30 protein-coding genes are annotated in these 25,643 nt (G+C 61.8%); 12 read left to right on the forward strand and 18 right to left on the reverse strand.

The annotated features are described in order from the left end of the window. Window positions 1-15: 15 nt before the first annotated feature. Window positions 16-1,125: a DUF6670 family protein gene (locus tag PCS43_RS23285; RefSeq protein ID WP_047272028.1), complete on the reverse strand. Its 1,110-nt coding sequence runs from the start codon at window positions 1,123-1,125 to the stop codon at window positions 16-18. 146 nt (window positions 1,126-1,271) lie between these two features. Between PCS43_RS23285 and PCS43_RS23290 the strand changes: the two genes are divergently transcribed. Genes PCS43_RS23290 through PCS43_RS23300 form a run of 3 tightly spaced genes read left to right on the forward strand, consistent with a single transcriptional unit; the run spans window position 1,272 to window position 3,545 of the window. Further along, a complete protein-coding gene (locus PCS43_RS23290) occupies window positions 1,272-2,114 on the forward strand; it encodes an alpha/beta hydrolase (protein ID WP_209910016.1) in 843 nt (280 codons plus the stop codon). Window positions 2,115-2,116: 2 nt separating this feature from the next. After that, entirely contained in the window at window positions 2,117-2,683 is a 567-nt protein-coding gene (locus PCS43_RS23295; protein WP_007729982.1) for a nucleotidyltransferase family protein, read from the forward strand. Window positions 2,684-2,741: 58 nt separating this feature from the next. Beyond that, a complete protein-coding gene (locus PCS43_RS23300; RefSeq protein ID WP_209910033.1) occupies window positions 2,742-3,545 on the forward strand; it encodes a transglutaminase-like domain-containing protein in 804 nt (267 codons plus the stop codon). 9 nt (window positions 3,546-3,554) lie between these two features. On the opposite strand, the gene PCS43_RS23305 is transcribed toward PCS43_RS23300, so the two are convergent. The 4 genes from PCS43_RS23305 to PCS43_RS23320 form a co-directional block, all read right to left on the reverse strand. Then, complete coding sequence (locus PCS43_RS23305; RefSeq protein WP_030536535.1) at window positions 3,555-4,526, reverse strand: alpha/beta hydrolase; 972 nt, start codon at window positions 4,524-4,526, stop codon at window positions 3,555-3,557. A gap of 143 nt (window positions 4,527-4,669) precedes the next feature. Continuing rightward, window positions 4,670-5,107, reverse strand: coding sequence for an SRPBCC family protein (locus tag PCS43_RS23310; protein WP_007729979.1), 438 nt, complete (start codon window positions 5,105-5,107; stop codon window positions 4,670-4,672). 76 nt (window positions 5,108-5,183) lie between these two features. After that, entirely contained in the window at window positions 5,184-5,714 is a 531-nt protein-coding gene (locus PCS43_RS23315) for a gluconokinase (protein ID WP_209910036.1), read from the reverse strand. 12 nt (window positions 5,715-5,726) lie between these two features. Next, window positions 5,727-7,115, reverse strand: coding sequence for a GntP family permease (locus PCS43_RS23320; RefSeq protein WP_003939838.1), 1,389 nt, complete (start codon window positions 7,113-7,115; stop codon window positions 5,727-5,729). 133 nt (window positions 7,116-7,248) lie between these two features. Here PCS43_RS23320 and PCS43_RS23325 point away from each other — a divergent pair, with 133 nt between their 5' ends. Both PCS43_RS23325 and PCS43_RS23330 read left to right on the forward strand, forming a co-directional pair. Then, window positions 7,249-7,977, forward strand: a complete 729-nt coding sequence (locus PCS43_RS23325; RefSeq protein WP_047272025.1) for a FadR/GntR family transcriptional regulator — start codon at window positions 7,249-7,251, stop codon at window positions 7,975-7,977. Between the two features lie 97 nt (window positions 7,978-8,074). Beyond that, on the forward strand, window positions 8,075-9,082 hold the full coding sequence (locus tag PCS43_RS23330; RefSeq protein ID WP_003940093.1) for an NAD(P)H-dependent glycerol-3-phosphate dehydrogenase: 1,008 nt from the start codon (window positions 8,075-8,077) through the stop codon (window positions 9,080-9,082). Between the two features lie 54 nt (window positions 9,083-9,136). On the opposite strand, the gene PCS43_RS23335 is transcribed toward PCS43_RS23330, so the two are convergent. The 4 genes from PCS43_RS23335 to PCS43_RS23350 all read right to left on the reverse strand — a co-directional run bounded on the left by PCS43_RS23335 (window position 9,137) and on the right by PCS43_RS23350 (window position 13,231). Beyond that, window positions 9,137-9,973 carry an SDR family oxidoreductase gene (locus tag PCS43_RS23335; RefSeq protein WP_209910039.1) on the reverse strand — a complete coding sequence of 279 codons (837 nt, stop codon included), beginning with the start codon at window positions 9,971-9,973 and terminating at the stop codon, window positions 9,137-9,139. Between the two features lie 173 nt (window positions 9,974-10,146). After that, entirely contained in the window at window positions 10,147-10,866 is a 720-nt protein-coding gene (locus PCS43_RS23340; RefSeq protein ID WP_007729974.1) for a M50 family metallopeptidase, read from the reverse strand. Then, window positions 10,863-12,050: an ATP-binding protein gene (locus PCS43_RS23345; protein ID WP_007729973.1), complete on the reverse strand. Its 1,188-nt coding sequence runs from the start codon at window positions 12,048-12,050 to the stop codon at window positions 10,863-10,865. Before PCS43_RS23345 ends, PCS43_RS23340 begins: the two co-directional genes overlap by 4 nt. Before the next feature lie 119 nt (window positions 12,051-12,169). Beyond that, window positions 12,170-13,231 (reverse strand): NAD(P)/FAD-dependent oxidoreductase, encoded by a 1,062-nt coding sequence (locus tag PCS43_RS23350; protein WP_209910042.1) that lies wholly within the window; start codon window positions 13,229-13,231, stop codon window positions 12,170-12,172. A 114-nt stretch (window positions 13,232-13,345) separates the two neighbouring features. On the opposite strand from PCS43_RS23350, the gene PCS43_RS23355 reads away from it, so the two are divergent. Both PCS43_RS23355 and PCS43_RS23360 read left to right on the forward strand, forming a co-directional pair. Continuing rightward, the gene (locus PCS43_RS23355; RefSeq protein WP_245361495.1) at window positions 13,346-13,870 is read left to right on the forward strand and encodes a hypothetical protein; all 525 of its coding nucleotides are present in this window, start codon (window positions 13,346-13,348) and stop codon (window positions 13,868-13,870) included. Window positions 13,871-14,047: 177 nt separating this feature from the next. Beyond that, window positions 14,048-14,200 (forward strand): hypothetical protein, encoded by a 153-nt coding sequence (locus PCS43_RS23360; RefSeq protein ID WP_245361496.1) that lies wholly within the window; start codon window positions 14,048-14,050, stop codon window positions 14,198-14,200. A 76-nt stretch (window positions 14,201-14,276) separates the two neighbouring features. Here PCS43_RS23360 and PCS43_RS23365 read toward each other — a convergent pair whose 3' ends face one another. The 3 genes from PCS43_RS23365 to PCS43_RS23375 are packed head-to-tail and all read right to left on the reverse strand — an operon-like array spanning window position 14,277 to window position 15,817. After that, on the reverse strand, window positions 14,277-14,717 hold the full coding sequence (locus PCS43_RS23365; protein ID WP_003940034.1) for a MaoC/PaaZ C-terminal domain-containing protein: 441 nt from the start codon (window positions 14,715-14,717) through the stop codon (window positions 14,277-14,279). Continuing rightward, entirely contained in the window at window positions 14,714-15,163 is a 450-nt protein-coding gene (locus PCS43_RS23370; protein WP_019745537.1) for an FAS1-like dehydratase domain-containing protein, read from the reverse strand. Before PCS43_RS23370 ends, PCS43_RS23365 begins: the two co-directional genes overlap by 4 nt. Window positions 15,164-15,172: 9 nt before the next feature. Next, complete coding sequence (locus tag PCS43_RS23375; RefSeq protein ID WP_007729967.1) at window positions 15,173-15,817, reverse strand: TetR/AcrR family transcriptional regulator; 645 nt, start codon at window positions 15,815-15,817, stop codon at window positions 15,173-15,175. Between the two features lie 113 nt (window positions 15,818-15,930). Here PCS43_RS23375 and PCS43_RS23380 point away from each other — a divergent pair, with 113 nt between their 5' ends. Continuing rightward, complete coding sequence (locus PCS43_RS23380) at window positions 15,931-16,812, forward strand: alpha/beta fold hydrolase (RefSeq protein WP_073512592.1); 882 nt, start codon at window positions 15,931-15,933, stop codon at window positions 16,810-16,812. 156 nt (window positions 16,813-16,968) lie between these two features. Further along, complete coding sequence (locus PCS43_RS23385; protein ID WP_041815312.1) at window positions 16,969-17,208, forward strand: hypothetical protein; 240 nt, start codon at window positions 16,969-16,971, stop codon at window positions 17,206-17,208. Window positions 17,209-17,242: 34 nt separating this feature from the next. Here the strand turns inward: PCS43_RS23385 and PCS43_RS23390 are convergent, their stop codons facing one another. Next, window positions 17,243-17,542: a DUF4259 domain-containing protein gene (locus tag PCS43_RS23390; protein WP_245219636.1), complete on the reverse strand. Its 300-nt coding sequence runs from the start codon at window positions 17,540-17,542 to the stop codon at window positions 17,243-17,245. A gap of 1,421 nt (window positions 17,543-18,963) precedes the next feature. On the opposite strand from PCS43_RS23390, the gene PCS43_RS23395 reads away from it, so the two are divergent. Next, window positions 18,964-19,101, forward strand: a complete 138-nt coding sequence (locus tag PCS43_RS23395; protein ID WP_021345701.1) for a hypothetical protein — start codon at window positions 18,964-18,966, stop codon at window positions 19,099-19,101. A gap of 303 nt (window positions 19,102-19,404) precedes the next feature. Beyond that, on the forward strand, window positions 19,405-21,360 hold the full coding sequence (locus PCS43_RS23400; protein ID WP_238704837.1) for an ABC1 kinase family protein: 1,956 nt from the start codon (window positions 19,405-19,407) through the stop codon (window positions 21,358-21,360). A gap of 14 nt (window positions 21,361-21,374) precedes the next feature. Here the strand turns inward: PCS43_RS23400 and PCS43_RS23405 are convergent, their stop codons facing one another. The 4 genes from PCS43_RS23405 to PCS43_RS23420 all read right to left on the reverse strand — a co-directional run bounded on the left by PCS43_RS23405 (window position 21,375) and on the right by PCS43_RS23420 (window position 24,459). Further along, window positions 21,375-22,106, reverse strand: coding sequence for a hypothetical protein (locus PCS43_RS23405; RefSeq protein ID WP_054188440.1), 732 nt, complete (start codon window positions 22,104-22,106; stop codon window positions 21,375-21,377). Window positions 22,107-22,144: 38 nt separating this feature from the next. Then, window positions 22,145-22,429 (reverse strand): hypothetical protein, encoded by a 285-nt coding sequence (locus PCS43_RS23410; RefSeq protein WP_209910045.1) that lies wholly within the window; start codon window positions 22,427-22,429, stop codon window positions 22,145-22,147. Window positions 22,430-22,556: 127 nt separating this feature from the next. Further along, on the reverse strand, window positions 22,557-24,164 hold the full coding sequence (locus PCS43_RS23415; RefSeq protein WP_209910048.1) for an AMP-binding protein: 1,608 nt from the start codon (window positions 24,162-24,164) through the stop codon (window positions 22,557-22,559). Window positions 24,165-24,267: 103 nt separating this feature from the next. Then, the gene (locus tag PCS43_RS23420; RefSeq protein ID WP_039973125.1) at window positions 24,268-24,459 is read right to left on the reverse strand and encodes a hypothetical protein; all 192 of its coding nucleotides are present in this window, start codon (window positions 24,457-24,459) and stop codon (window positions 24,268-24,270) included. A gap of 25 nt (window positions 24,460-24,484) precedes the next feature. Between PCS43_RS23420 and PCS43_RS23425 the strand changes: the two genes are divergently transcribed. Further along, window positions 24,485-25,000: a CGNR zinc finger domain-containing protein gene (locus PCS43_RS23425; RefSeq protein WP_003940315.1), complete on the forward strand. Its 516-nt coding sequence runs from the start codon at window positions 24,485-24,487 to the stop codon at window positions 24,998-25,000. Window positions 25,001-25,010: 10 nt separating this feature from the next. Here PCS43_RS23425 and PCS43_RS23430 read toward each other — a convergent pair whose 3' ends face one another. Continuing rightward, window positions 25,011-25,643: a hypothetical protein gene (locus PCS43_RS23430; protein WP_209448004.1), complete on the reverse strand. Its 633-nt coding sequence runs from the start codon at window positions 25,641-25,643 to the stop codon at window positions 25,011-25,013.

Raw genomic sequence — 25,643 nt, forward strand, 5'->3', positions numbered from 1 at the left:
TACACCCTAGGGGCCTTACACTTCGCAGTCCACCCATTCGATGTAACCGGTACCGTTGATCGACGCACCGTCGAAGCTTCCCCGGTAGGTGTACGCGCCGACGTATCCCTTGCCGTGACCGTAGCGCCACTCCGAGTCGATCTCCGCCTCGAACTCCACGACCGTCCTACCGTAATCGCGCACCTGCCAACGCAGTACGCGCGGCACACGCATCTCGCGACCCTGTGGGTCGACGTGCAAAGCGTCGGCGTACTCGAGCACGTCGAACTCGACGTCGTCGAAGACCTTCGCACTACCGTCGACAGTCCGAATGTAGGCGAGCTTGCACGCCGAAACCCCTGACGCTCGAACATCGGTGAGCAACAACTGATGCCGGTCGTCCAGTTGAACGATCTGGTAGGTGAAAAAGTCGGCCGGGAGCTTCCACGACTCGGGAAGCGCGCGGCGAGTCAACGATTGCGGTGTCATGCACCGCGCGTACTCGACGGTGCACGGAGCCGAAATACTCACCGGTCCATCCGGACTCGCAATTGTTCCGGAGCACTGTGCCAGCAGACTGACGTGGTCGTAGACGGGATTACGCACGAACCACGACGCTTGGTCCGTTGCCACGATCTCGAGATCGACGTCGAATGAGTCGTATCGCCCGGTGACTCGGAAGTTCGGATAGCTGTTCTCGATGATCAGGTTGTCACCGAAGGCGATTCGCGAACCATCTTCTTCGAACGCACACTCATCGGCAGCGTCGTACGCCCGGTAGAAGTGATGGCCCGGCGCTGCGGTGGAACTCAGCACGGTTGCGGTGTTTCGCGCGTCGGGTGCAGCGAGATAGTCGTTGTCGAACACCACCGTCCCGGTTGCACCGATCAACGTCATGGTGTTGAGGTAACGGAAAGGCCCTGGCAGCCGGGGAACGAAGATCCCGTAGTGCGTCCACGCAAACTTCCGCGAAGCCAGGTGCGGACGCAGCATCTCGGGCCGATCGAACGGGCGTACCGATTCCGCCATTCGCTTGTCGATCAGCGGTAGCGCGCCGTCCAGCAAAGCCCGAACCGCGGGTCGCCACAATCGGCGCGAGCGGGTGGCGGGAACAGGGTCGGAACGATCAACGGTTTGTCCGGTCACGCCCCTAAGTTAATGTAACCAGCCGTAACAAACAAGTGTCGAAGTTTCCTCGACGACCTCACACCCTGAACACCCGCGCCCTGCCCACCGGGCGAATAGCATGTGAGAATCCGCGTACCGGAACCGGTCGCAGAGAGGGCGCAACAATGCAGCACGAAGAGTCGTCGTTCACCGGAGTCGCCGGTGCCAAGATCGTCTACGACGTGTGGACACCGGACCGCGAACCCACCGGGGTTCTCGTCCTGTGCCACGGACTCGGCGAACACGCGAGGCGCTACGACCATGTTGCTGCGCGGCTCGGGGAACTCGGGCTCATCGTGTATGCACCCGACCATCGCGGGCACGGACGCTCTGGCGGCAAGCGCGTTCACCTCAAGGAATTCTCCGACTTCACCGACGACGTCCACACGTTGTTCTCGATCGTGACGGCGGCACATCCCGGCAAGGACAAGTTCCTGCTCGGGCACAGCATGGGCGGCGCGATCGCCCTTTCCTACGCCCTCGACCATCAGGCCGATCTCAAAGCCCTCGCCCTGTCCGGACCTGCGGTGATCATCGCAACCGGCACTCCGAAGATCGTGATGCAGTTGGGCAAGATCGTCGGCAAATACCTCCCGGACGTGCCCGTCGAGAACCTGGAAGCTGCTGCCGTATCGCGTGATCAGAAGGTCGTCGACAAGTACAACGCCGACCCGCTGGTTCACCACGGCAAGGTTCCCGCCGGTATCGCGCGCGGCATGATCACCGCCGCGGAAGGCTTCCCGGCGCGCCTGCCCTCGCTCACCATTCCCGTACTGCTTCAACACGGCTCGGACGACCGTTTGACGGACCCGGCCGGCAGCAAGCTCGTCGCAGATCTTTCCGGCTCTTCCGATGTCACCTTGAAGGTGTACGACGGCCTGTACCACGAGATCTTCAACGAGCCTGAGCAGGAAGAAGTTCTGAACGATCTGATCGAGTGGCTGCGTCCGCGGGTCACCGGAGCATAGTCATGTCTACGTGCGGGATCCTGCTGGCGGCAGGGGCCGGATCCCGCATGGGCAAACCCAAAGCGCTCGTCACAAACACCGAGGGTCAGTCTTGGCTCCACCACGGGGTGACGACACTGCAGTCCGCAGGCCTCTCACCGGTCATCGTGGTGCTCGGCGCGCAGGCAGAGGACGCCCTCGAACTACTGCCCACCACCGATGTCATTGTGGTGATATCGGATTGGCAACACGGAATGAGCGCGTCACTGCGCTGCGGACTCGAAGCCGCCATGCGAATCGACGACGCAGATGCGGCAGCGATCTCTCTGGTCGACGTCCCGGACCTCAACGCCGACACCGTGACGCGGATCGTGGGTCAGATTTCCCCATCACGAAACATACTGCGAAGAGCTGTCTTTCACGGAAGACCCGGCCATCCCGTCCTGATCGGACGCGACCACTGGCCGACGCTTGCAAAGTCACTCACCGGGGACGGCGGCGCCAACACCTACCTACGCGAACACGGGGTCGAGTTGGTGGAGTGCAGCGACCTCAGCAGCGGCGTCGACGTCGACTATCCCGAAGCCTGATCGCACGTCACAATCCTCCCAGGTGGTGGGTGTCCGTATTCGGTGTAAAGATGGCCCGATGAAACGTACCGTCGCCGCCCTGCTCGACATCGAGATCGACGAGGCGACCAACCTGGAGTTCAAGATCGCGGTGACGCGCGCGCCGGGTGTCGAACTGCTGGAAACGATGTCGTTCGTCCATGACGGCAATCCGCTCGAACCCCGCGAGGTCACCGCCGAACACGGTACCCGGATTCACCTACTCGACTGTGCCCCAGGCAAACTGATCGTCAGCTACGACGCAACCGTCATCGGCCGCGCAGAACCGGCGTCGGTCAGCGACTACGACGTGTCGAAATATCTGCGCCCCAGCCGGTATGCCGAGGCCGACAAGTTCTTCGGTTTTGTCGCCGGGCAATTCGATCTCGCCACTCCCCCGGCCGAACTCCTCCTCGAAGTCACTCGCTGGGTGAGTACACATTTGAGTTATGTTCCCGGCACCAGTCGCGGCACCGACAGTGCGGTCGACACCTTGCTCGCCGGCGCCGGAGTGTGCCGCGACTACTCGCACCTGACCATCTCACTGCTGCGCGCCGTGGGGATTCCCGCTCGACTGGTGGCCGTCTACGCGCCGGGCTGCGATCCGATGGATTTTCACGCCGTAGTCGAAGCCAATATCGACCACGTCTGGCGCGTGGTCGATGCAACGCAGTTGGCGCCGCGCAGCAATCTTGTGCGCATCTCGACCGGCCGAGATGCCGCAGACACAGCCTTCCTCGACAATCACGGCGGATCGATCACGTTGCATGCCTCGGAAGTTCGCGCAGTCGTCGACGGCGTTCTCGACAACGACGACTACGCAACACTCACATCGATCGGCTGAAAAGCAGCGTCAGGCGCTGATCTGGTTCTGCGAGGCCATCGTTCGCTCGAGGAACTTGATCGTGAGATCGACGATCGCCTTCCCCTCCCGAAGAGCTTTCCCGATCACCGGGAAAGCATGGATCTGCCCACTCCAGATGTGCGTTTCGACGGCTTGTCCTGCCTTGATCAAGTTTTCGGTCATGATCTCGACGTCCGGACGCATCAGTTCGTATTCGGCGGACACCAGGAACGACGGCGGAATCAGACTGGCGTCGGCGTTGATCGGCGACTGCGCACCAGGAATCTCGTCCGGCCCCTCGAGCCACCGGTCCTTGAGCTTTTCCACCTGTGACATCGGTAGGTAGGCATCACGTTTCATGAAATCGGGATCATGGTCCTCGAGGTTCACGTTGAGAAGAGGGGAATATCCCACCACGGCAGCGGGCCGCGTGATTCCGCGCAGTGCGGCAATTTCGGCGACCTTCATGGCCAGGTATCCGCCCGCCGAGTCACCGGCAACCACAATCTTGTTCGGGTCTTCGGCTGTCTCGAGCAACGCGGTGTACGCGGCCATTGCGTCCTTGACGGAGGTACCGATGGAACCTTCCGGCAGCTGGCGGTAGCGCACGGAGATCACCGGTACGCCGGCCTTCGCAGAGAGCAAACCGCACAGTGCCCGGTGCGTTGCCAGACCGCAGAAGACGAATCCCCCTCCGTGGAAGTAGAGGATCGTGGCGCCGGCCAACTCGCCCTGCGCTTTGCGTGGATGCTGCACCTTCTCGCTGGGCACACCACCCAGCGTGAAAGGCTCGATATCGAGGTTCTTCGGCTTCGGCAGTTTGTCCGCCATCGCGTCGAGTCGCTCGAGTTGGCGGATACCACGTTCGGTGGTCGGCCAGAGGGTGAACATCGGCTTCACGAACGTCCTGGTCAGGCAGAAGATAACCCGCGCTCGCGGACTCACGTTCCAATGCCATACCGTCGAATCTCGCGTCCGCATAGCGTCCTCCCAGGTCAAGCCGTTTTGTGCATTTGAGTTACACATACTTGTCGGCTGCTGATGTGAACGATAACTGACGCTGCGTCAAATTGACACGACGGGTATGGATCAATTGCTCGAGCGTGTGCAAGTTCTGGTCGCGATCACGGCCGGGAGAGATATGCGCACAGTCCGCGGTGCCCTCCACGCATCATCGCTTCATGATTCCACTCGAACAGCGGCTTCGCGACCTTCGCGGCCAGACCAAGCGCTCCGGACACCGCTACCTGTTGCCGAAATTCGGCTGTGCAACCAGATCCAGCGGGGCGCACCGCCCAGCTACTCCACCCGGTCATTGCGCCGGTGAGACGCACTTTCAGAAAGCGGTCAACTGAGTCTTCCACCTCGCGTCGCCCGAAGACCAGCAGCGTCAGAGGGACAGCGCTGCGGATGGACATGGAGCCTGAATGCTCGTCGATCGTCCCGACTCGGCGTATCTGAGGCCACCACTGCGAATACCGTTCGGCATCCGCGAGAACCTCGTAGACGCGGTCAGCAGAGGCAGGAAGCGTCCAGACGCTGTGGAAGTCGAAGTCGGTCACGGTTCAGTCCGTCTGCGCAGCAGCAGTCACCCAAGCACCGTAACCCGAACCGCGGGTGCCTACACGCCGGGCTTGCTCAGTATTCGAATGTCTCCACCCGTCGCAGGATCTCCTCCGCGATCTTGGCGGGACTCCCGCCCACATCGACGACGATGGCCTGTTCGTCCGGGTCGACGGCCTCGAGTGTCGAGATCTGGGAGTCGAGCAGCGAGGCGGGCATGTAGTGATCGAGGCGAGCGGTCAATCGCTGGCCGATCTGATCCCGCGAACCGGCGAGGTGCACGAACACGACGTGCTCACCGCGAAGCACGTCGCGGTAGCTGCGCTTGAGTGCCGAACACGTGACGATGCCCGGCTGACCGGCGTCGGTATGGCTCCTGATCCAGACGGCGATCTTGTCGAGCCAGGGCCAGCGATCGTCGTCGTTCAGCGGATGCCCGGTCGCCATCTTGTCGATGTTCGCCTGCGGGTGCAGATCGTCGCCTTCTTGAAGGTCCCAGCCCATCGCTCCGGCGAGCATGCCGCCGACCGTCGACTTTCCCGAACCCGAGACACCCATCAGGACGAGCACGGGGTACTGCTTCTGCTGTGCCGCTTCGCTGTTCATGTGCTCGCCTACCTAGATGAATGCGCTCAACACGAGCACTCCGGCCAGGCCCGATACCGAGATGATGCATTCCATCACGGTCCAGGTCTTGAGGTTCTGTACCACGCTGACGCCCAGATACTCCTTCACCAACCAGAATCCGGCGTCGTTGACGTGCGAGAGGAAGAGCGAGCCCGCACCGATCGCCAAGACCATCAGCGAGACATGTGCGGACGAGAGGTCTGCCGCAACCGGAGCGAGGATGCCCGACGCCGTCACCGTTGCCACCGTTGCCGAACCTGTTGCGACGCGGATCAATACCGCTACCAGCCAGGCCAGGAACAGCACGGGGAGGCTGCTGCCCTTGATCGCGTCGGCGATCACTCCGGCGATACCGGTGTCGATCAGGACCTGCTTGAAACCACCACCGGCGCCGACGATCAACAAGATGCCTGCGATGGGAGGTAGGGAACTCTCAAGTGACTTCGAGATGGCCTTGCGGTCCATTCCGCCGCCGCGACCCAGCAGCACCATACCGACCAGAACCGCGAGACCCAAAGCCACAACGGGTGTTCCGAGGAAGTCGAGGACGGACTTGGGGAGTGCCTCGGAATCGGGTGCGATCACGTCTGCAAATGCTTTGCCCAGCATGAGAACAACCGGGAGGAGGATCGCTGCGAGAGTAGCCGCGAACGAGGGACGCTGCTTCTTCTCTTCCTCGCCTCGATCTTCGCCTGTGACAAAAAGATCCGGGACCTTCACGTCGACCCACCGCGCGGCGTACTTACTGAAGACCGGTCCGGCGAGAACAACAGTGGGGATCGCGACGAGGACACCGAGTGCGAGGGTGAGGCCGAGGTTTGCGTTCAAAGCCGAGACTGCAACCAGCGGCCCGGGGTGTGGGGGAACCAACCCGTGCATGGCCGAGAGGCCGGCGAGGGTGGGGATCGCGATGCGCATCAGGGACAAGCCGGAACGCCGCGCGACGAGGATGATGACCGGCATCAACAGAACGAGACCGATTTCGAAGAACATCGGCAGACCGATCACTGCGCCGACCAGAGCCATGGTCCACGGAAGCGCCTTGGTGCTGGAACGGCCGACCAGCGTGTCGACCACTCGGTCGGCACCGCCGGAATCGGCGAGGAGTTTGCCGAACATCGCGCCGAAACCGATCAGGATTCCGACGCTTCCCATTGTCGACCCGAAGCCTGTCGCGAATGCCGCGACCGACTCGGCCGATCCGAGGCCGGCCGCCAGACCGACGCCCACCGCGCCGATGGACAGCGCGAGGAAGGGATGCAGGTCCAGCCAGGTGATCAACGCGATGATGACCGCGACGCCGGCGACTGCAGCGATGATCAATCGTGCGTCGCTACCAGCGGGGACGACCTCGGCCGCCAGCAATGCTGTGGTGTTCATAGGGACTCCCAGTCCGATGAGTGATTGAGGTCACTGTTCCTTAATTAACCTACAATTTCAAGAGCAGACACTAATTTGTAGTATTTATTCGGCTTCCACCGGCCTTACTCCATACGCATGGGACGATCTACGTATGCCTTCTGTCCCGTTTCAGCAGTTACACGACTCGATGCTGGAACAGCTCGGCCAAGACATAGTCGGTGGTGTGCTCGCTCCGGGAACCACGATCTCCGCCGACGAGGTGGCAACGCGATACGACGTGTCGCGAACCGTCATCCGCGAAGTTGTCCGCGTTCTCGAATCCCTCGGACTCGCCTCGGTTCGTCGACGCGTCGGAATCACCATCCTGGGCTCCGAACACTGGAACTCGCTCGACCCCAATGTCATCCGCTGGCAACTGGCCGGTCCTGATCGGTTCGAGCAGCTGTCTATCCTCAGCGAACTCCGTTCCGGCATCGAACCTCTGGCTGCGCGACTCGCCGCAACTCGCGCCACACCTGAGCAGTGCGGCGCTCTCACTGCAGCCGTCATCGGCATGTCAGCTACCTCGCGCGCTGCCGATACCGACGCGTACCTCGGCCATGATTCCGACTTTCACCGCACACTGCTCGCCGCTTCCGGCAACCCGATGCTGCGGGCGATGTCGCAGATCGTCGTCGAGATACTCGAAGGCCGCACCCGCCACTCGTTGATGCCCCACGAGGCCGACCCCGAAGCGATTCACCTGCACGGAGTGGTCGCATCTGCTATTCAGGCCGGGGACGCCGACGCCGCGGAAGCCGCCATGCGCTCGATCGTCGCGGAATCCGCAGAAGCGGTCGAAACAATGCGCGAAAGCCCCGAACCGCCGCCTCATCTGTAAGTCGAGCCACAGACTCGGCGGAATTGGCCCGCAACTGCTCCGCAAGTGGAACGCTTGGCGCCATGACAGCACTCGCTACCCAGAACAGCGCACTCTGATGGCCCGCCCGGTACGCGTCGTCGTCCTCGGTGCCGGATCGTGGGGAACCACGGTGGCCGGCCTCGCCGCCCGCAACACCCCGACCCTGTTGTGGGCACGCAATTCCGAAGCAGCCGACGAGATCAATTCGCAACGGACCAACTCCAAATACCTTGGTGAGCGCAAACTTCCCAAGGGGCTCAAGGCAACCTCGGATCTGGTCGAAGCCGCCCGCGAAGCGGACGTACTCGTATGCGGGGTGCCATCGCACGCCGTTCGCTCCACCCTCGCCGAGATCGCCAACGAGGTTCGGGCGTGGGTCCCGGTGTTGTCACTGTCCAAGGGCCTCGAGCCCGGCACCCGGCAGCGTCCCACCGAAGTGATCGCCGAGTGCCTGCCCGGCCATCCCGTCGGATTGCTCGCGGGCCCCAACATCGCCAAAGAAATCGTCGACGGCATGGCCGCGGCATCGGTCGTGGCCACCCAGGACGATCGTGTCGCCGCCGCGCTGCAACCCCTGTTCGCGTCGTCGGTCTTCCGCGTCTACCGCAACACCGACGTGCTCGGCTGCGAACTCGGCGGCATCCTCAAGAACATCGTTGCCATCGCCTCGGGCATGGCCGACGGTCTGGGAGTCGGTGACAACACTCGTGCGATGGTGCTCGCACGTGGTCTCGCCGAGATGACCCGACTCGGTGAAGCGATGGGCGCCAACCCACGCACCTTTGCCGGCTTGACGGGCGTCGGCGATCTGATTGCCACCTGCATGGCTCCGACTTCTCGGAACCGTCGCGTCGGCGAAGCTCTGGCGCAGGGATTGACCGTCGAGGAGGCGGTCGCCAAGCTCGGTCAGGTCGCCGAGGGCGTCAAGACCGCCCCCACTGTCATGGATCTGGCCCGTGAATACGGCGTCGACATGCCGATTGCCGCGGAGGTCGAGGCCGTCATCGGTGGTCGCCAAAGTGCCAGCGACGCATATCGCGGACTTCAGAAGGTTGCCCCGGGCGGCGAGCACGAAGTGGCGTGAGGAAGATCTACAGGTATCTAGCGATTTGGCTAGATACCTGTAGATCGCCCGAGATCACGGAATTGGAGCGTCGACGAAGATGTCGATCGCCAACGGTGACCGACCGCCGTACTGCGAGAAATCCGAGATCCCCGCCTCGCGCAAGATCTCGACGTCGAGCACTGTACGACCGGTATCCGTGCCGGCGGGACGCCCGAGAATCTCGACAGCCGCATCGGCCATGATCTCGGGTGAACGCGAGTGCTCGATACTGTCGTCTCCCCCGAGCAGGTTTCCGACAGCGGCCGTGGCGATCATGGTCTCCGGCCACAGGCAATTACTCGAAATCGGTGCACCTGAATACTCTGCGGCGATACCCAAGGCCGCCAATGTCATTCCGTATTTGGCCAGCATGTAGCCCGGATGAGCACCCAACCAGTGCGGCGAAAAGTTGAGCGGCGGCGACAGCGTCAACACGTGCGCGTTGGCCGAAACCTGAAGGTACGGAAGGCAGGCGCGGGTGAGCGCGAATGTGCCACGGACGTTGACCTGCTGCATCAGATCGAATCGCTTCATCGCGAGATCTTCGGTTTTCGAGATGTCGAGGACGCTCGCGTTGTTGACCACGATGTCGATGCCACCGAAGTGCTCTACCGCTGCAGCCACGGCCCGCGCGATGTCGTCGTCGTTCCTCACGTCGCCGACGACCGGAACGGCATGACCCTCGAGCTCGTTCAACTCCTCCACAGCCGTGTGGACAGTTCCGGGCAGCCTGGGATCCGGCGTATCGGTCTTGGCGAGCAACACGATATTTCCGCCGCGGCGCGCTATCGCACGGGCGATGGCAAGTCCGATGCCACGGCTTCCCCCGGACATGATCGCGGTTCGTCCGCGGAAGTTCTTGTCGTCCAAAACGAATCCTTGTCATCGTCGACGGTCTTCGTCGCTGCGGATGTGGCCGCGGGAAGTCCCGGCACGACCACTCGTCGACTTCCACGATATGAGCGCCTTCACGCGATGACTACGGCCGCGGAGCATCAACAATCGTTGATCCATTGTCCCGTCAGGACAACTGATCAATGCGGTCAGCCACCCACCGGGCGCAGGATCCACCATCCGCCGAGCACGAGCACCGCGACGTTCACGAGCAGAAACAAACCGACCCAGACGATCGCGGGTATCGGTGAGAGCCTGGCCAATTGGTCGGCGTCCGAGTCCGGTGCCCCGCCTCGCCGCATTCGCTGCCGTTGAAGTTCCACGACCGGGCGCGGTCCGGCAAAGAGCAGGAAGAGCGTCAGGAAGTACGCTGCGGCCACTTGCTGCTCCTGGGTCCCCCACCAGACGAGCCCGAACAACACGGCTCCCACGACTGCAAGTGAGAAGACTCCGTAGAGGTTTCGGATCAGGACCATCATCACCGCGATGACGAATACGCCGATCCACAGCACCGAGACCGCACGCTGCGCGCCCAACAACCCGGCCGCGCCGAGTCCGAGAATCGACGGTCCGACGTACCCCGCGAACGTCATCAGAATGACGCCGAAGCCGGTCGGTTTGCCCGACGAAATCGCGACACCCGACGTATCCGAATGCAGGCGAAGACCTTTCAACCGTCGGCCGACCAGGACGGCGACGATCAGATGAGCGCCCTCGTGTGCGATGGTGACGACGTTGCGGGCGATCCGCCACAGGTGTGGTTCGAGAACGATGATCACGGCGATCAACGCGGCCAGTTGAACCACCCACACCGGCGGATTGGGACTGAGCGCCGCCACCCGATCCCACGCGGTTTCGAGCGCGTTCACTCCGCTTGTCCGCGCAGGTATCGGCCGAAGTGCGGGACCGTGAATCCGATGGATCCACGTTCTGCCGAATAGATCAGCCCCTTCTTGATCAGTCCATCGCGTGCCGGCGACAGGGAAGCCGGTTTGCGCCCCAACTCGACGGCGATCTTCGCGGTTGCGACGGGCCCGTCGTCACCGGCGAGATCGGCCATGGCGCGCATGTACTCACGCTCCGCGGGCGTTGCTCGCTCGTACCGCGATCCGAAGAAACCGACAGCGAGTTCTTCCTCAGCCGTCGGCGCGCCGACGCGCACGTCTTCTGCCGTGATCGGACTCGACGCCGCCACATCCCACGTGGCTTTTCCGTAGGCCTGAACGAAGTACGGGTACCCGTCAGCCGCTTCGTACAGAGCGTCGAGCGCGGATTCGGTGAACTCGACGTCCTCACGCTCGGCAGGTGCAATCAGCGCCTGATCTGCAGCTTCACGCTCGAGGCGGTCGATCCGGTGGTAGCTGAACAGGCGCTCCGAGTAGCTTTTCGACGCCGACAGCACAGCAGGCAGATGCGGAAGCCCTGCACCGACGACGATCAGCGGTGCCGCGTCCTGACTCAACTCGTGGCAGGCCCCGCAGATCGCCGAGACATCCGCTGCTCCGAGGTCCTGCATCTCGTCGATGAAGATGGCGATCCCGACGCCGACATCTCTGGCCAGCGACGACGCGTCGAGCAGCAACTCGACCAGGTCGATCTCGATGTCGCCGCTGTCCGCGCGACCTTTGATCGCAGGTGCGTCGATGCCTGGTTGCCAGCGCTCGCGCATTCCCTTGTCTGCAGTGGCGCGTAGGGCAAACGATTTGAGGACTCCGAGGAACTGCTCGACCCGCTCCGGATCGCGATGGGAGACCGCGATCTCTCGGACTGCCATGTGGAGCGCTGACGAGAGTGGGCGTCGTAAATCCTGATCGGGGCGCGCCTCGATCTTGCCTGTCCCCCAGCTTCGGGAGATCGCGGCCGAACGCAACTGATTGAGCAGGACGGTCTTGCCGACGCCACGCAATCCGGTGAGGACAACACTTCGTTCCGGGCGGCCACGCGCAATTCGCTCGAGAACGACGTCGAAGGCGTCGATCTGCTTGTCGCGCCCGGCGAGTTCCGGCGGGCGTTGACCGGCACCGGGGGCATACGGATTGCGCACGGGGTCCATGCCCATCGACGGTACAAGCCGAGTAGACGAATATCCCGCTCTCTAGCGCGTGTCCTAGAGAGAACTAGGAACCGCAATATCGGCTCGAACCTTGTCGAACCGGGCTCCGGCGTCGTCGTCTAACCGTCCAGGGTTGACGCTCGGGCGAAGTCCCCGGCCACGTGGGCTCCAATTGCTCCGGACAGAATGATCGCCGGATGCGTCGCGGCCAGATAGAGCCCCGACACGCCTTCGGCGAAGCCCAGCAGCGGGCGGCCACCACGCGGGATGGGACGGTCAGCGACTACCGCCTCGATCAGTTCCACTTGGTCACCGTCCTCGAGCTGACTGCGGATCGCGCGCAGCGTCGGCCCCGCAAGCTCACGAGCATCTCCGGAGAACCCGACCGGAACATCTTCAGCCGCAATCAGTGTCGTGTCGTCCAATTGCCGGATCTCGAAATCCGGAGAGGAGAGTATTCCGTTCACCAATGGGTGGGGCGTCGAGAATCTGATGAGGCAACACGGGGAGGCGTCGACCTCGACGTCCACTCCCGCCGACGCCGCGAGTCCAGGAATCGCGGTACCCGCAGCGAGCACGGTGGCCGATCCGTAGACGGGACCGTCGGCAGTCTTTACTCCGCACACTCTCATGCCCTCCGCGAGCACCCCGAGCGCACTGACATCGGAATACACTGTGGCACCGTACTCTTCGGCACCTCGCAGGAGCGATCGAGCGAACGCAACCGGGTCAACGCCACCGTCATCAGGCGCGTACGTTGCGACCGAGGGGGCCGTCCGCAATCCCGGCTCACGAGCAAGGATTTCCTCTTTACCGATGAGGTCGACGGGATGGCCGAGTGCTCGATGAGCATCTACGAACGCTCGAGTCTCCGCTTCCGTCTCTTCCCAGGTGATCGCGCCTCTGCGGCGCAAACCGATTGGCTCGACGAGTTCGCGCTCCAGGCGGTCGATTTCGACTGCAGCGCCTTGCCGGAACGGATCTGAGTAAGTTTCTGCGGCACTCTTCGAGAGGCCGACCCAGGCAAAGGAGTTGCCGGTCACCCCTCCCGCCACCGAGCCGTGCTCCAGCACGGTGACTCGGAGACCAACGCGCGCCAGGTGATACGCGATCGACGCGCCGACGACGCCGGCACCAATCACCAGGATCGGACTGTCGTTTCGACCATTCGGATGCGCCACCAGTGGACCATATCTGCGAGCCGCAACCTGGATCCACTCAATTTGGATGCGAGGACTTCGGCGGTAAACGGAGGACTAAGCCTCGGCGCACATCGGGACCGATACGGTGTGCTCATGCTCTGGCGTTGGTTCGCAGTCGTGATCGTCATCCTCGCTGTTGCCGGCATTTGGCACGTGACCATCCCCGACCGTCCTGTTGCCGCAATAGTCGACGCCGAGACGCTGGGGTGCGCGACCCCGTATCCGATCGGCCCGCTCCAGACGACACCAACTGCGACAGTTCCAGACGATTTCGTACCCGTCGCCGCCGTCACGTGCGACCCGTTTGTCAGCGACAACGTGGCAGCCGACCGAACCGTCAGCTTCTCTGCTCACCGTTGGGAGGGCGATTTCAGTCGGGCGGTGGAAATGCTGAACCGCTCGTCCGCGCACAAGACTTGGTTCCCCGAAGGCTGCGGTGACAACTACAGCCTGGCTGTCCTGGAGCAATTCTGGTTGGTCGACGATCGAGGCCGAGCAACTCGGCCGGGGTATCCCTCCGATTCGTGTGGACTACCGAAACCCGGTGGCCTGGCCGCCATCAAGGAACTGACACCGGTCGGCAGTACCGAACACCGAATAGCGTTGTCCGACGATTAGATCTACGAACTGTCGCATTGTCGGCCGGCCTACCGACCAGCCACAACAGGTACCGCGGCGCTGACGTTGCTGTCGGCGGGCAGCGTTTTCTGCCGATTCTCCTCCACCGAATTCGTAGGCACATCGTCTACGACGGAAACCTTCGACGGACTTCCACCCGCTCCCGACTGTGACGCGGTGGCCACCGAGGTGGCGTCGACGATCTACGTGGACCGTCCTACGAACGAGGAACAATTACTCACCGTCGAACTCGACGGCTGTCGGCGCGTCATCGCCGACGGATACGCACCGATGCAAGCGTCGGACGAGCTGTTGGTGTCTTTCCGGTAGTGCTGCGCCACAATGCAGTTGATCTCCCGCCCGGATGCGTAGGTCCCGATGTGACCAGTGACAGCCCGCACTCCTGTCAGGCGCCCGGGAACTGAAGGTGCGCCTGGGTCTTTCCCAGAACCGTCTGGCCCTTGTGCGTGACTGTGACATCGATCCGCGTTGTCCGCATCGTGGCGTCGATCCGCGCGATCTTCGCAGTGATGGAGAGATCAGCACCATCGACGGCATCGACTACGACGGGTCGAGTAAAGCGAGTTTCGTACGAGAACACACCACTCGGATCGCCAACCCAGTCGACGATGGCCTTCAAAGCAATTCCGGCAGTGAGCATTCCGTGAGCCAGAACTCCCGGTAGCCCAGCCGCGGTAGCGATTGCGTCGTTGAAATGGATCGGGTTCATGTCGCCGGAGGCACCGGCGTAGCGAACTAGGTCATCACGAGTGAGGACCAGATCAACCTTCGCGACGATGTCACCGAGGACGAGGTTTTCGAAAACCGGCACGACGGGTACGGTCATGCGCCTTCTCCTCGCGCCAGCAGCGTCGAGGTGACCGTTGCTACCAAAGCGTCGGTCACGTCGTGGATCTCGGAAACTGTCGACAGGATCGCACTGCCTGCACGCACTGTCACCCCTGTAATCGTCAGTGTCGTAGACAGGTCATCGCCGGCGACTATCGGACGCTGATGCTCGATCTTCTCGGAAGTATGGACCACACGAGTCGGATCGAGCCCGGTATCCGGCGTGCGCAGCAGTGCCATGATCGCTCGTTGCTGGACAACGGTTGTGAACGTTGTCGGTGCGATGACATCGACGAACCCGGCCTCCCTGGCGACACCGACATCATGATGCAAGGGATTGCTCGAACGCACCGCCAGAGCGAACTCGCGAATCTTCTCGCGCCCGACAAGGTACGAAGACGAGGGAAACACCCGGCCGGCGAGCGCTGGGTTCACAGGAGACATCCCGGAATACTAACGGCGGCCGACTTCGGGTTGATTCGTGGCCTGAGGTCTCGTCGGCCCGAGAATGCGATCGAGGAGACGCTCAACCAACTGCACCGCCAATTCTGCTGTGCCGTAGCCGGGAAGCATCCCCTGGGCGAGCCCGGCGACAGCCGCCAGAATGAGCTCGGCGTCGAGGTCGGGATCCATTGACGGCGCAACCGCGTCCCGATTGGTCACTCGTTGAAGCTGGCCGGAAATGAGCGCTGTCAACTCTCTTGGCGCAGTGAGGGTTTCCTCGGCGGCGATTCCTTGTCCGGTCAGTGCGGCAGCGTGGAAGGCGCCGAGAACAATCGCTTCCTCCCGACGTTGTCGATCGAGCGGGAGCATGCCAACAAGGAACGCTGAAATAACCTCGCGGGGTGTCGCTTCCGCGCCAAGAACAGACAACTCCTGCATCAAGCGAGCACCCGCATCCTGACGCACAGCTTGATGCGTCGCGAGAAGGAATTCCCGCTTCGTGCCGAAGTAGTACTGCACGAGTCGCACCGAAATCCCGGCCTCGGCAGCAACGGACTGAAATGTCACCGCCGCGAGCCCACCGTCGACAATCACTCGCCGCACCGCATCGGTGATCTCCCGTTGCCTCACTTCATGGTCGACCAGTCGCGGCATGAGGCTGTCCTTCCCCTTTCGATATGGATGACTTTGACCCGTTAATGATACGCACGTACCGCATTAGTGATACGGTCATACCATCAAAATTGAAAGCAGCGAGAGGGAGGCTCATGCCGAAGATCGGACGATTCAAGAACGAGGCATCAAAGCAGGCGTACGAGAGCATCTACCGAGAACTGGAGGGCACCTGGCCGGTTCCGTCGACACAACTCGACGTGCCGACATCGTTCGGAACCACCCATGTCCGTAGGTCGGGGACCGGCACGGAGACGCCGATCGTCCTGCTGCACGCAGTCGGCGCCAATTGTCTGCAATGGCACATCGTCATCGAGGACCTGTGCCGAGACCGAGTCGTTTATGCGCTGGACACGATCGGTACTGCAGGCCGCAGTGTGCAGACCGCTCCATTGACCGGGGAATCCGACTTCGCCACCTGGGTGGGCGAGGTATTGAACGAACTCGGGGTCGATCGCGTCCACCTGGTCGGCTACTCGCATGGTGCGTGGCACGCCGTTCTAGTAGCACTTCACGCCCCTGAACGACTGGCGAGTGTGACCCTAATCGAACCGGGTGGAGTCTTCGACAAGCCCTCGTGGCGTGTGCTGCTGAAGATGATCCGCGCCGGTATGCGCCGCACCGACAAAAATATTCGCGAGCTCAACGATTGGCTGTCCCCCGGGTACGTCATCGGCGATCGCGAGTTCGCTTTGGTTACAGAGGCATTGAACTACCGGCCCGGTGTCGGGTGGGCACGAATGCTCAAAGATGCAGAAGTGCAGTCGATCTCGGTCCCAATGCTCGTAATCTCCGGCGCTGAGACGGTGGTCTCCAGCCCCGAGCAGGTGGCCGCGAGGTTAGCTGATCTCGTACCTGAAGCCGAAGTGGAGATTTATGCCGGAACCGGCCACGGAATCCTGGGACACATACCTGATCGGGTAATTCCCCGACTCATGAAGTTCGTCCGCAATCATGACGATGCGAAGCGGACGTGATCTCGCGGACCAGCCGCCGACAAGGTAGTGATGAAGCCGGTCAATCAGCCGGCCAAGGCGGTACAACTGACAGATGAGAACATTCCTCTCCGACCGCCGCGGTCAGGTAATGGTGGCCGTTGCCGCCGCCATTCTGGTCGTAGCGGGAGGTCTGTGGTGGACGAAGACCATCTCCTCGCGCAGATACTCGGTGGCAGTGCTTCCGACTACGAGTCCGATCTGACGATCACAGATGCGGACGTACCTGGGCTCGCGGTGACTGCCCGAGGTCGAACCCCCAGCGCTGCCCGAGCATTGGCGACCGACGCCGCCGAAGCTCTCTGTTCGATGTTCGAAGAAGCCAACGCAATGACTTCCGGAGGGTTCACGTTCACCGTCGTTCCACCGGGGAACTGACGGATCTATTGTCAGTAGCGCGGCCGCACCAGGTTTATGCCTGTTCGCGCTCGGCTGCGAGGGCGACCGCCTGTTCGAAGGTATGGACGAGCACTGCACGTCGAGCGACCTTGTGATCCTCGTCCGGTTCGAGTTCGTCAATGTAGCCATCCCACACGCGCAGATATCGATCGCGCCAGTCGATCAGCACTCGCGTGGATGGAAACGTCACACCGACTCGTTTCGTCTGGGCAATATCGGTGAGGATCTCGAGCCACGCCGGCACCATCTCCCCGCCCCATTCATCCGGCTCCAGACTCGAATCGTCTTCGAACTCGGCAGTGATGTCGTCCACGATTCGACCGGTCAGGGCCCCCAACCCATCCGCGACGGTGTCACTGTCAAAGTTTCCCGGACCCCAGACTCCCACAAGCCCTCCCATATCGATTGCGGATAAATTCAGGTCGACAGTCGCGTTCCTGTCGCAGCAGGCCGTGAGCGTGCTCGCAGTCGCAGGTCGGCAATTGCAAATTGGAGAATCTGCCGCCCGCTCAGTCAGAGCTTGCGGTCATTGGCGCCCGCCCAAATCGGACTGTCGACTATCTTCCGAAATTTCGGCGACCCGCCGATTGCTGAAATTTTGAGCATCAACCAGTTCCAGATTCTCACAGCCACCTCCGCGTCGTATCTCACCGTCAACACTAACCGACCGGCGGGACTCTTTTGGCTACCGGTACACCACTATGCGTCGACCAGTTAGATCAAGTGTGAACTCGAACTGGCGCAACAGATCGCCGGGAACTGCAGGAGCGCTTGGGTCTTTCCCAGAACCGTCTGGCCCTTTGTGCGTGACGGCGATTGGTTCTGGGTGCATCGATCCGGTCGGAAGCACTGCGATGTTTGTCGGCACACGGAATTGCGCTCGGTGGAGATCGAGGATCCGTATCCACGGGTGTCGCAGGCAATTCCTGAAGATTCGCAGAGGAAATAGCTGCGCATCGCCACCCCCAACAGCGATTCCGTCGATTGTGTAACAACCACACGAAGAACAGCCATCGATGTCCGAAAGGAAGACTGATCCGGCGAGACCGCGAGGTAGTGTCACATCTGCCCAGCAAAACTCGCCACGATCTCGAGAAGACGGTCGGCCTCGCCAACTGCCACCTCTGACGTTACGACGTTGCTGGGCAGGTGGTTACGGAAAAAGGTTTCGCACGCGGGGTACCGATCGCTGATGGGACTGATCACCCCTTCTCCGAAAGATATTGGTAACGAATCGAACCCGGAGCACAGAGGTGCAACGATTGGGCGAGTTGATTCAACGCCCCCCGGTGTGCGATCTATCTATTTGCGCCAATCATCCTCGGCAACGGTTTAATTCGCCGAACGGGGCCGGGTACTGCAACAGCTGGTCGAGTATTCGATTACGCGTCTTACGCTAAGGAAGGACCGAGAACATGACTGAAGTAATTTTGTGGATTGTCCAGAATCCGATTGGTGCCGTCGTCGCGTTTGTTGCCGACATCATAATATTGACGATGTCGTCTGTCGCGGGATACTCGTAACCGAATCCGCCCGTCCTTCACGGTATTCCTAAGTCGGGAAACTACATTCGAAGCGCATAGGGCCGCAACCGCAGCGTACTGTCGGCGCTCGTCACCGACCGTTCGTGGCCTCATATGCCCAACTGCGCTGGATCCGTACTACGTCCCTCGTGTCGAGTGTCAAACCACCAGTTTCAATCAATCACGCCATCACTACTCAGGAGGAATCACAATGGGTTCGATCAACGCATTCAACGAATGGGTCAACCAAGCTACGTATGCGGGCGACCCGTTTGCCACCGCCATAGCGATCGTCCAGTTCTTCGCGGTGAGTCTCGTCAACCTGTTCACCGGCGGCCCCATTCTTTAAAGGAGTCCACTCGGTCTCACTTCTGCTCGGCGTCCATCGCAGCCTGTTCTTCGGCTGTAATGCTCCTCGCGAAAGGTGGCCGGGACATCGCTGACGAGCATGATGCGCAGTTCGGCCTCGCGGATGGCCAGTGAACGCAGTTTTGGACGGTCGATCAGGACGAGTCGACATCGGAGCGAATGAACACCGAAGTGCCCAAGCATGTTCGACGCTTGGGCACTATCGGGCTTGTTACCCGGCAGTCGGGGTGGGCTCGGGGTTTTCCTGGATGTATCGCAGATTGCGAACCCGTACGCTATCGCAATGGACTTGATGGTCTGGATCGTCACGACGCCATTTCTTGCAGCAGCACTGGCGGGCGTGATGCGACGAACGCTGGGGACGAGAGTCGGATGGCCGCGAACCCTTGCGGTCGCGGTGATAGCACTCTCGGTGGGGGTTCCACTGTCGGGATACGTCGCAACACTTGCAGGAATTGCCAGCCAGGACGATCAACTTCTGGTGAGCGTAGGAACAGCGCTCATATTCTTCGGAGTTGTCGCGCTCTGGGTGTTCGCAGCATGCCTGGCCGCATTGGTTTTCCTCGAAGTTGTCCTTCCAACAGGGTCCATCCCCGGACCGCCAGAAGCATTGCAGCGCAGCCGCAAATCGTGGCGACGAACCAAGCGATACGTCCAGATCATGGGCATCGTCGTGCGAGCGGGAGGCGGGCCGGCTCTCCGTGCTGGGCCATCAGCGCCTCAGTTCGGGGACGCGCTGATGGAAGTAATCAACCGGTGCGGTGTCACTTTCGTCAAGCTGGGACAGATCCTCGGCACGCGAGACGACCTCATACCACCCGAGTTGGCTCGCACTCTCTCGTCTCTGCAAAGTTCGGCACGACCGGCTGATCCAGTCCGCATTGCGGAGCTACTGGCATCGGAACTCGGCGACGCACCAGAGTCGGTGTTCGCATGGTTCGATGTGGAGCCGTTCGCCGCCGCCTCTGTCGCACAGGTACATTCCGCGCGCACCGTTGAAGGCGTCGACGTTGTGGTGAAGGTTCAACGGCCCGAGGCGAGCGCACAAGTGAGCGTGGATTGCGATATCTTCCTTCGCGTGTCATCCCGCGCGGAGACCCGTTTTCCCTGGGCACGCGATATCGGCGTTCACCGACTCGCCGGGGGCCTCGTCACGTCACTGCTCGAGGAACTCGACTACCGCACCGAAGCAGCGAATACCGGCGCGATTGCTTCCACCATGTCGAACCGCCCGGATATCGTCGTTCCGCACATCTACCCCAACCTCAGTAGCGGACGGGTGCTCGTGATGGAACGTCTTCACGGCACACCGCTCTCCGACGGTGAGTCGGCGCTCACCGGCCTCGACCGCGACACCCGCAGCAGCATCGCCAACGAACTTCTTGCGTCGTTGCTCGACGGGATCTTTGTCCACGGCGTGTTTCACGCGGACCTGCACCCCGGCAACATCATGATCCTCGATGACGGCCGGGTCGGGCTCCTCGACTTCGGCGCAGTAGGGGTTCTGGACGGCGAGACACGGATCTTGTTCGCCGTGCTCCTCAACGCTGCCCTCGCAGGTGATCCGGTGGCGACAGTCGACGCGATGCTGATGGCATTCGACGTGCCGCCCGAAGTTGATCGCGGAGCACTACGTCACCAGGTGGGCCGAGAGATCACCCTGCTCAGTGTCCAACCCAATGTTTCCATGGCATCGTTCGCGCGAATGTTCACTGTGCTTCGCGAACACCGAATCGGAGTGCCGGGAGACGTCGCCGCCGCTTTCCGTTCGCTCGCGTCCTTGGAGCGCGCCCTGCGGCTCCTGGATCCGCAGATCGACCTCGTCGCTGCTGTTCGGGCCGAAGTACCCCGACTGTTGACCCATGTCGCCAGCCCGACTGCAGCCGCGCAGGCAATCCTGTCGACGACGGCGGTCACAACCGCGGTGGTCAGGCGCCTGCCTGGTCAGCTCGATCAGATCGCGACCTCGATCGCGTCGGGAAGCTTCACACTTCGCACTCGCTCGGTTGCACACCCCGACGACAGGCGATGGCTACGACGGTCGGCGAACAACGCCCTGGGTATGGCGGCGGGAGTGACCGCGCTGATCGTCGCGGCGATCCTGCTGTTCGTACCTGGCGGACCACAACTCACACCTCAGCTGTCGGGCTATGCACTCGCGAGTGCGGTACTGGGCTTCGTCGGCGTCGTTCTGTGCATGCGGACCGTGTTCCGTTTGTTCACACTCGACAACAGGTAACCGAGAACTGATGTTCATCGCTTGATCTCGATGTCGTCGAAGTCGAGCGCCAGGAGGGTCGGCCGCGAGGGAACGCGGCCGCCTGGGCCTCTCGGGAGCACACGTCGTCGAGTGGGAAAGGTGAGACCGTCGAACTCGCGATGCTGGTCGCAGTAGAGAGCAGCTTTCGCCCAGCTGCCTACCGGTTCGGCGACGAAGTCGTGACGGCGGATGAGGCCACCGTTGTCGACATAGAAGGTCTGCTGCCGGCAATGGGTATCGATCGCCGGCGCGAACGTTGCTTGTAGTCGTCGCCATTGCTGCCCGGATTCCTGCCAAGGTTCGGCTTCGGTGACAGTGATGTCGTCGCGGGCGAGCAGCAGCGGTGCGTTCAGATAGTTCCAAAAGGCGTAGCCGGCAAAGTAAGCGGTGTCGAGCGCGTCCCAGTGGAGGTTGCGCCGGACTCCACTCAACCCGAAAAACTCTGGACGTGGGTCGGTTCGACTCCCGAGTTCTTCGCCGTCACGAGTTTCGATCCGCACGACGCCCTTGTCGAACACAGCGCACTCGCCGACACGCGGAAAGTCTTGGAGGACAGTGCGTTGCTCGGCGACTTCAACCTCGACCGTGAACTTCGCCAGCTTGTTGCCGGGGAAGCGCTGAGGCAGCAGACCGCCCAAACGTCCCCGTGCCGTGATCGCTGAAACAGACTGCCAACGTTCGACTCCGCCATGTGCGGTGAGGACTTCATCGAGTAGTTCGGTCATATGTCGACGCTCTCCGTCCCCTGACGGAACTGTGGAAATCAGCGATCAGACGGACGCGTAGTTGTAGTTGCGTTCCTCCCGCGGTACCACTGCCACCCCGCGGTGACGATGACAGCGCCGGCAAGGGACCCGAGGATGCCGCTCGGGCGCAATGATAATCCGTCGCCTGCAATCAAACTCACGAGCAATCCGCCGACCAGCGAACCACCGATTCCCGCGATGAACGCGAAGGTCCAGTCCACTCGTGCGGTCGTTTTCCCCAGAATCAGCTGGGCTCCCGCTCCGATGACGATCCCGAACAGGAGTATTCCGATGATGAGCATGAGACAAGGCCCTTTCGTAGAGTGACGACGCAAGGCGCGAACGACTTACTCTGCACCATCTTTCCGGTATGTCTCTTATGTCGTGGTGAAATCCGTGTGAAAGGTCGTCGTCGCCCATTCCACGTTGCTAGGTCGATGCCAGTGTCGTCGCCCAGCGGTAGTCCGCCTTACCAGCCGGGGTTCGCTTGACTTCATCGACCAGCACGATCGTGCGCGGCACCTTGTAGCCGGCCAACGTCTTGCGGCAATGTTCCTGTACCGCTTCGAGAGTCAACTCGTCGGATCCGGGGTAGGTCGCGATCACCGCTGCGACCTGCTGCCCCATGCGCGGGTCGGGCGCGGGGACAACGAGTGCGTCCGATATTGCCGGATGCGCGTGAAGGGCGGCCTCGACCTCTTCGGCGAAGACCTTCTCGCCACCGGTGTTGATGCACTGCGAGCCACGACCCAGGAAGACAATCGTGCCGTCCGCTTCGACCTTGCCCATGTCGCCGAGCACCGAAAGACGGGTGCCGTCAGCGCGGGTCGGGAACGTGCGGGCGGTCTTCTCTTCATCCTTGTAGTACCCGAGCGGGACGTTTCCGATACGCGCGATGTAGCCCACGTCGTCGGAGCCGGCGGGGATCTCTTCGAGCCGCTCGTCGACCAGGATCATGTTCGGCGAGGGCGGCATTCGCAGATTCCCCGCCTCGTCGATGGAGAAGGCGCCGTCGTTACCGGACTCCGAGGCTCCGAAGTTGTCGCGCAACAGCAGGTCCGGCTTCACCGCCAGCATGCGATCCCGAACGCTGGTGGACCAGATCGCACCACCCGAGGTGATCGAGAACAGGGTGCTGAAATCGACCTCGTCTTTGCGTCGTTCCATCTCGTCGACCAACGGCAGTCCCATGCCGTCACCGACGATCAAGATCACCTGTACCGAATCCTTCTCGATCGCTTCGACGACCTTCTCCGCAACGAATTCTCGTCGTAGAACCACGCGCGCGCCGAGGGTGAGGAACGTGAACAGCGAATACAACGCTGCGCCGTGCATGAGGGGGGCGGCAATGAGGAACGAGAGTTCCGGAAATTCCTTTGCAGCGCTGGCTATCTCGGCGAGGTCCTGTCGAGCTTCCTCGCCGTACGGATTTCCGCCGGAGAGCGGCTTACGGAAGAAGTCGTCGTGACGCCACATGACACCCTTCGGGTATCCGGTCGTCCCACCGGTGTAGAGCAGGTACACGTCGTCGCCCGAACGAGAATCGAACTCCCCTACCGGTGACATCTCGCGAGCGTCGTCGAAGGAAACCACCGACACTTCATGCGCTTTCGCGGCAGCGACCAGTTCGGCCTCGACCTCGCCGATCACGATCACCGTCTTCACCTTCGGGCATGCACCGAAAAGGGAAGCAAGGACACGCTGATGCTCGGGGAGTTCCACGACCACTGCGACCGAGTCGGAGTTGGTGAAGATGTACTCGAGCTCGGCGGACGTGTACCGGTAGTTCACGTTGATCGGGACCGCACGGATCTTGATCAACCCGAGGATCGACGTGACATGTTCGACGCTGTTCTTCAGGAACAGGGCTACATGATCGCCGCGCGAGATGCCGGCTTGCGCGAGCAGGTTGGCCGTTCGGTTGGCTTCCGCGTCCAGCTCAGCGTAGGAGAAGTTCTCTCCCTCGTAAGTCAAGGCGACGCGATCAGGCACCGAGCTGGCGACGGTTTCGAATACATCAGCGAGGTTGAACTGCATCGTCTTCCCTTTCAGAGTCTGCGCCGCGATACCGAGGCATACAACCCTGAATCTAGAACACGTTCCATGTCACCCGAGGCAAAACGGAGCGATTAGCTGACCATTACCTGGACCTGACCTTGATCGGCGCAGCGACGGCCGAGCCCGCACCGCCCGACACCCATTCGGCGAGCAAGGTCTGCCACGACCCGCAATGGCAGCGCAGGTAGGTGACCGTCCCCTCGCTGGTCCGATGCCGAGATTCGATCTCCCAGCGGTGGATGCAACTTATCGGCGCGAAATCTGTTTTCTTCATACGACGAGCATGATGTAATGGCATTGTGCATCTCAACCCTTACGGCGAATATGCGGTGACGCTGGCCGCCGACCTGGCCAATCGAAATCCCGAGACCTTGGCCGAACTCGTCGAACGCTGCGTCGATGCAGGCATCATTCTCGATTTCCCCATCGCCGAGAAGGACCTCGACGAGACCCTCGACCTTCTGATCGAGTGGTCGAAAATCGTCGACGTCACGGAGGAGGCAGCCCGCGCCGAGTTGGTGAACGTCATGCTCGAGCAAGCGTCGGCGTATCCGCGCATGACCAACCATGCAAACGACGGGTGGCATCTGCACTACCGCGATCCGCAACAGTCGCTCGCCGAGGTCCTCAAGGCCCTCTTCTCGGTAGGCACGGCGCTGCACCTCGTCGGCCGCGGAATGCACAGATTAGGTCGGTGCACCCTGGACGAGTGCACCAACATCTATGCGGACACCTCACGCAACGGCAATCAGCGGTACTGCTCCCCCACGTGTGCGAATCGCGACGCGGTGCGACGCCACCGCGCGCGCAAGTGAGCCGGACCGACTACGACGTGGGACCCACTACCTCGAAATCCGAGCCACCTTGGTAGTCGAACTGGAAGCTGCCGCCGCTGCTTCCCGAGCTGATTCGATTCCACGCGTCGATCAAGTCCTGGACCGTGTTATATCCCAGGTCCTCCAAAGAACCTGAGAGACTTCCGGTTCCGGCGCCCTCGAACCAGCCGCCGACCACAACGGCCTGCGGAATCGCGATAGTGGGGTTGGTCGGATCGAGCAGTCGAACGCACGCTCCCGCAACGGCGTACACCCCGGCCGGCAGATTGCCGACGGTCCGCGTGATCGTCTGCCCAGGCGAAACAGCAAACAGATCGAGGATGTTGCTGACGGTCGGATACACCAACACGCCGGGCTGGAGCAGCTTTGCCGGATCACGAATCACGTCGGGGACATCTCTGGCGTTGAGGATCGCCACTGTGCAGTTGATGAAGCTGAACCGCGGGTTCGGATTGGTGATGGTGAAGGTGATCGCATTGTCCGCTGCGCTCACCGACACCGGAGGCGGGAGAATCGCCGGTGCTGCCGACGCCGTCGCCGGAGTCATGACAACAAGTCCCACGACGGCGGCCGACGCCGCGACAATGCTTCCCAGAGCGCGTTTGAATCCACGACTTCGCAT

It is taken from the genome of Rhodococcus sp. C-2, assembly GCF_027854095.1.
In the GTDB taxonomy this organism is placed as follows: domain Bacteria; phylum Actinomycetota; class Actinomycetes; order Mycobacteriales; family Mycobacteriaceae; genus Rhodococcus_F; species Rhodococcus_F qingshengii.

Coding starts and splice junctions, on each gene's coding strand:
- PCS43_RS23290 (WP_209910016.1), top strand. CDS start 1,272: ATGCAGCACGAAGAGTCGTCGTTCACCGGAGTCGCCGGTGCCAAGATC.
- PCS43_RS23295 (WP_007729982.1), top strand. CDS start 2,117: ATGTCTACGTGCGGGATCCTGCTGGCGGCAGGGGCCGGATCCCGCATG.
- PCS43_RS23300 (WP_209910033.1), top strand. CDS start 2,742: ATGAAACGTACCGTCGCCGCCCTGCTCGACATCGAGATCGACGAGGCG.
- PCS43_RS23305 (WP_030536535.1), bottom strand. CDS start 4,526: ATGCGGACGCGAGATTCGACGGTATGGCATTGGAACGTGAGTCCGCGA.
- PCS43_RS23315 (WP_209910036.1), bottom strand. CDS start 5,714: ATGAACAGCGAAGCGGCACAGCAGAAGCAGTACCCCGTGCTCGTCCTG.
- PCS43_RS23320 (WP_003939838.1), bottom strand. CDS start 7,115: ATGAACACCACAGCATTGCTGGCGGCCGAGGTCGTCCCCGCTGGTAGC.
- PCS43_RS23325 (WP_047272025.1), top strand. CDS start 7,249: ATGCCTTCTGTCCCGTTTCAGCAGTTACACGACTCGATGCTGGAACAG.
- PCS43_RS23330 (WP_003940093.1), top strand. CDS start 8,075: ATGGCCCGCCCGGTACGCGTCGTCGTCCTCGGTGCCGGATCGTGGGGA.
- PCS43_RS23345 (WP_007729973.1), bottom strand. CDS start 12,050: ATGGACCCCGTGCGCAATCCGTATGCCCCCGGTGCCGGTCAACGCCCG.
- PCS43_RS23355 (WP_245361495.1), top strand. CDS start 13,346: ATGCTCTGGCGTTGGTTCGCAGTCGTGATCGTCATCCTCGCTGTTGCC.
- PCS43_RS23365 (WP_003940034.1), bottom strand. CDS start 14,717: ATGACCGTACCCGTCGTGCCGGTTTTCGAAAACCTCGTCCTCGGTGAC.
- PCS43_RS23370 (WP_019745537.1), bottom strand. CDS start 15,163: ATGTCTCCTGTGAACCCAGCGCTCGCCGGCCGGGTGTTTCCCTCGTCT.
- PCS43_RS23375 (WP_007729967.1), bottom strand. CDS start 15,817: ATGCCGCGACTGGTCGACCATGAAGTGAGGCAACGGGAGATCACCGAT.
- PCS43_RS23380 (WP_073512592.1), top strand. CDS start 15,931: ATGCCGAAGATCGGACGATTCAAGAACGAGGCATCAAAGCAGGCGTAC.
- PCS43_RS23395 (WP_021345701.1), top strand. CDS start 18,964: ATGGGTTCGATCAACGCATTCAACGAATGGGTCAACCAAGCTACGTAT.
- PCS43_RS23400 (WP_238704837.1), top strand. CDS start 19,405: ATGGACTTGATGGTCTGGATCGTCACGACGCCATTTCTTGCAGCAGCA.
- PCS43_RS23405 (WP_054188440.1), bottom strand. CDS start 22,106: ATGACCGAACTACTCGATGAAGTCCTCACCGCACATGGCGGAGTCGAA.
- PCS43_RS23410 (WP_209910045.1), bottom strand. CDS start 22,429: ATGCTCATCATCGGAATACTCCTGTTCGGGATCGTCATCGGAGCGGGA.
- PCS43_RS23415 (WP_209910048.1), bottom strand. CDS start 24,164: ATGCAGTTCAACCTCGCTGATGTATTCGAAACCGTCGCCAGCTCGGTG.
- PCS43_RS23420 (WP_039973125.1), bottom strand. CDS start 24,459: ATGAAGAAAACAGATTTCGCGCCGATAAGTTGCATCCACCGCTGGGAG.
- PCS43_RS23430 (WP_209448004.1), bottom strand. CDS start 25,643: ATGCGAAGTCGTGGATTCAAACGCGCTCTGGGAAGCATTGTCGCGGCG.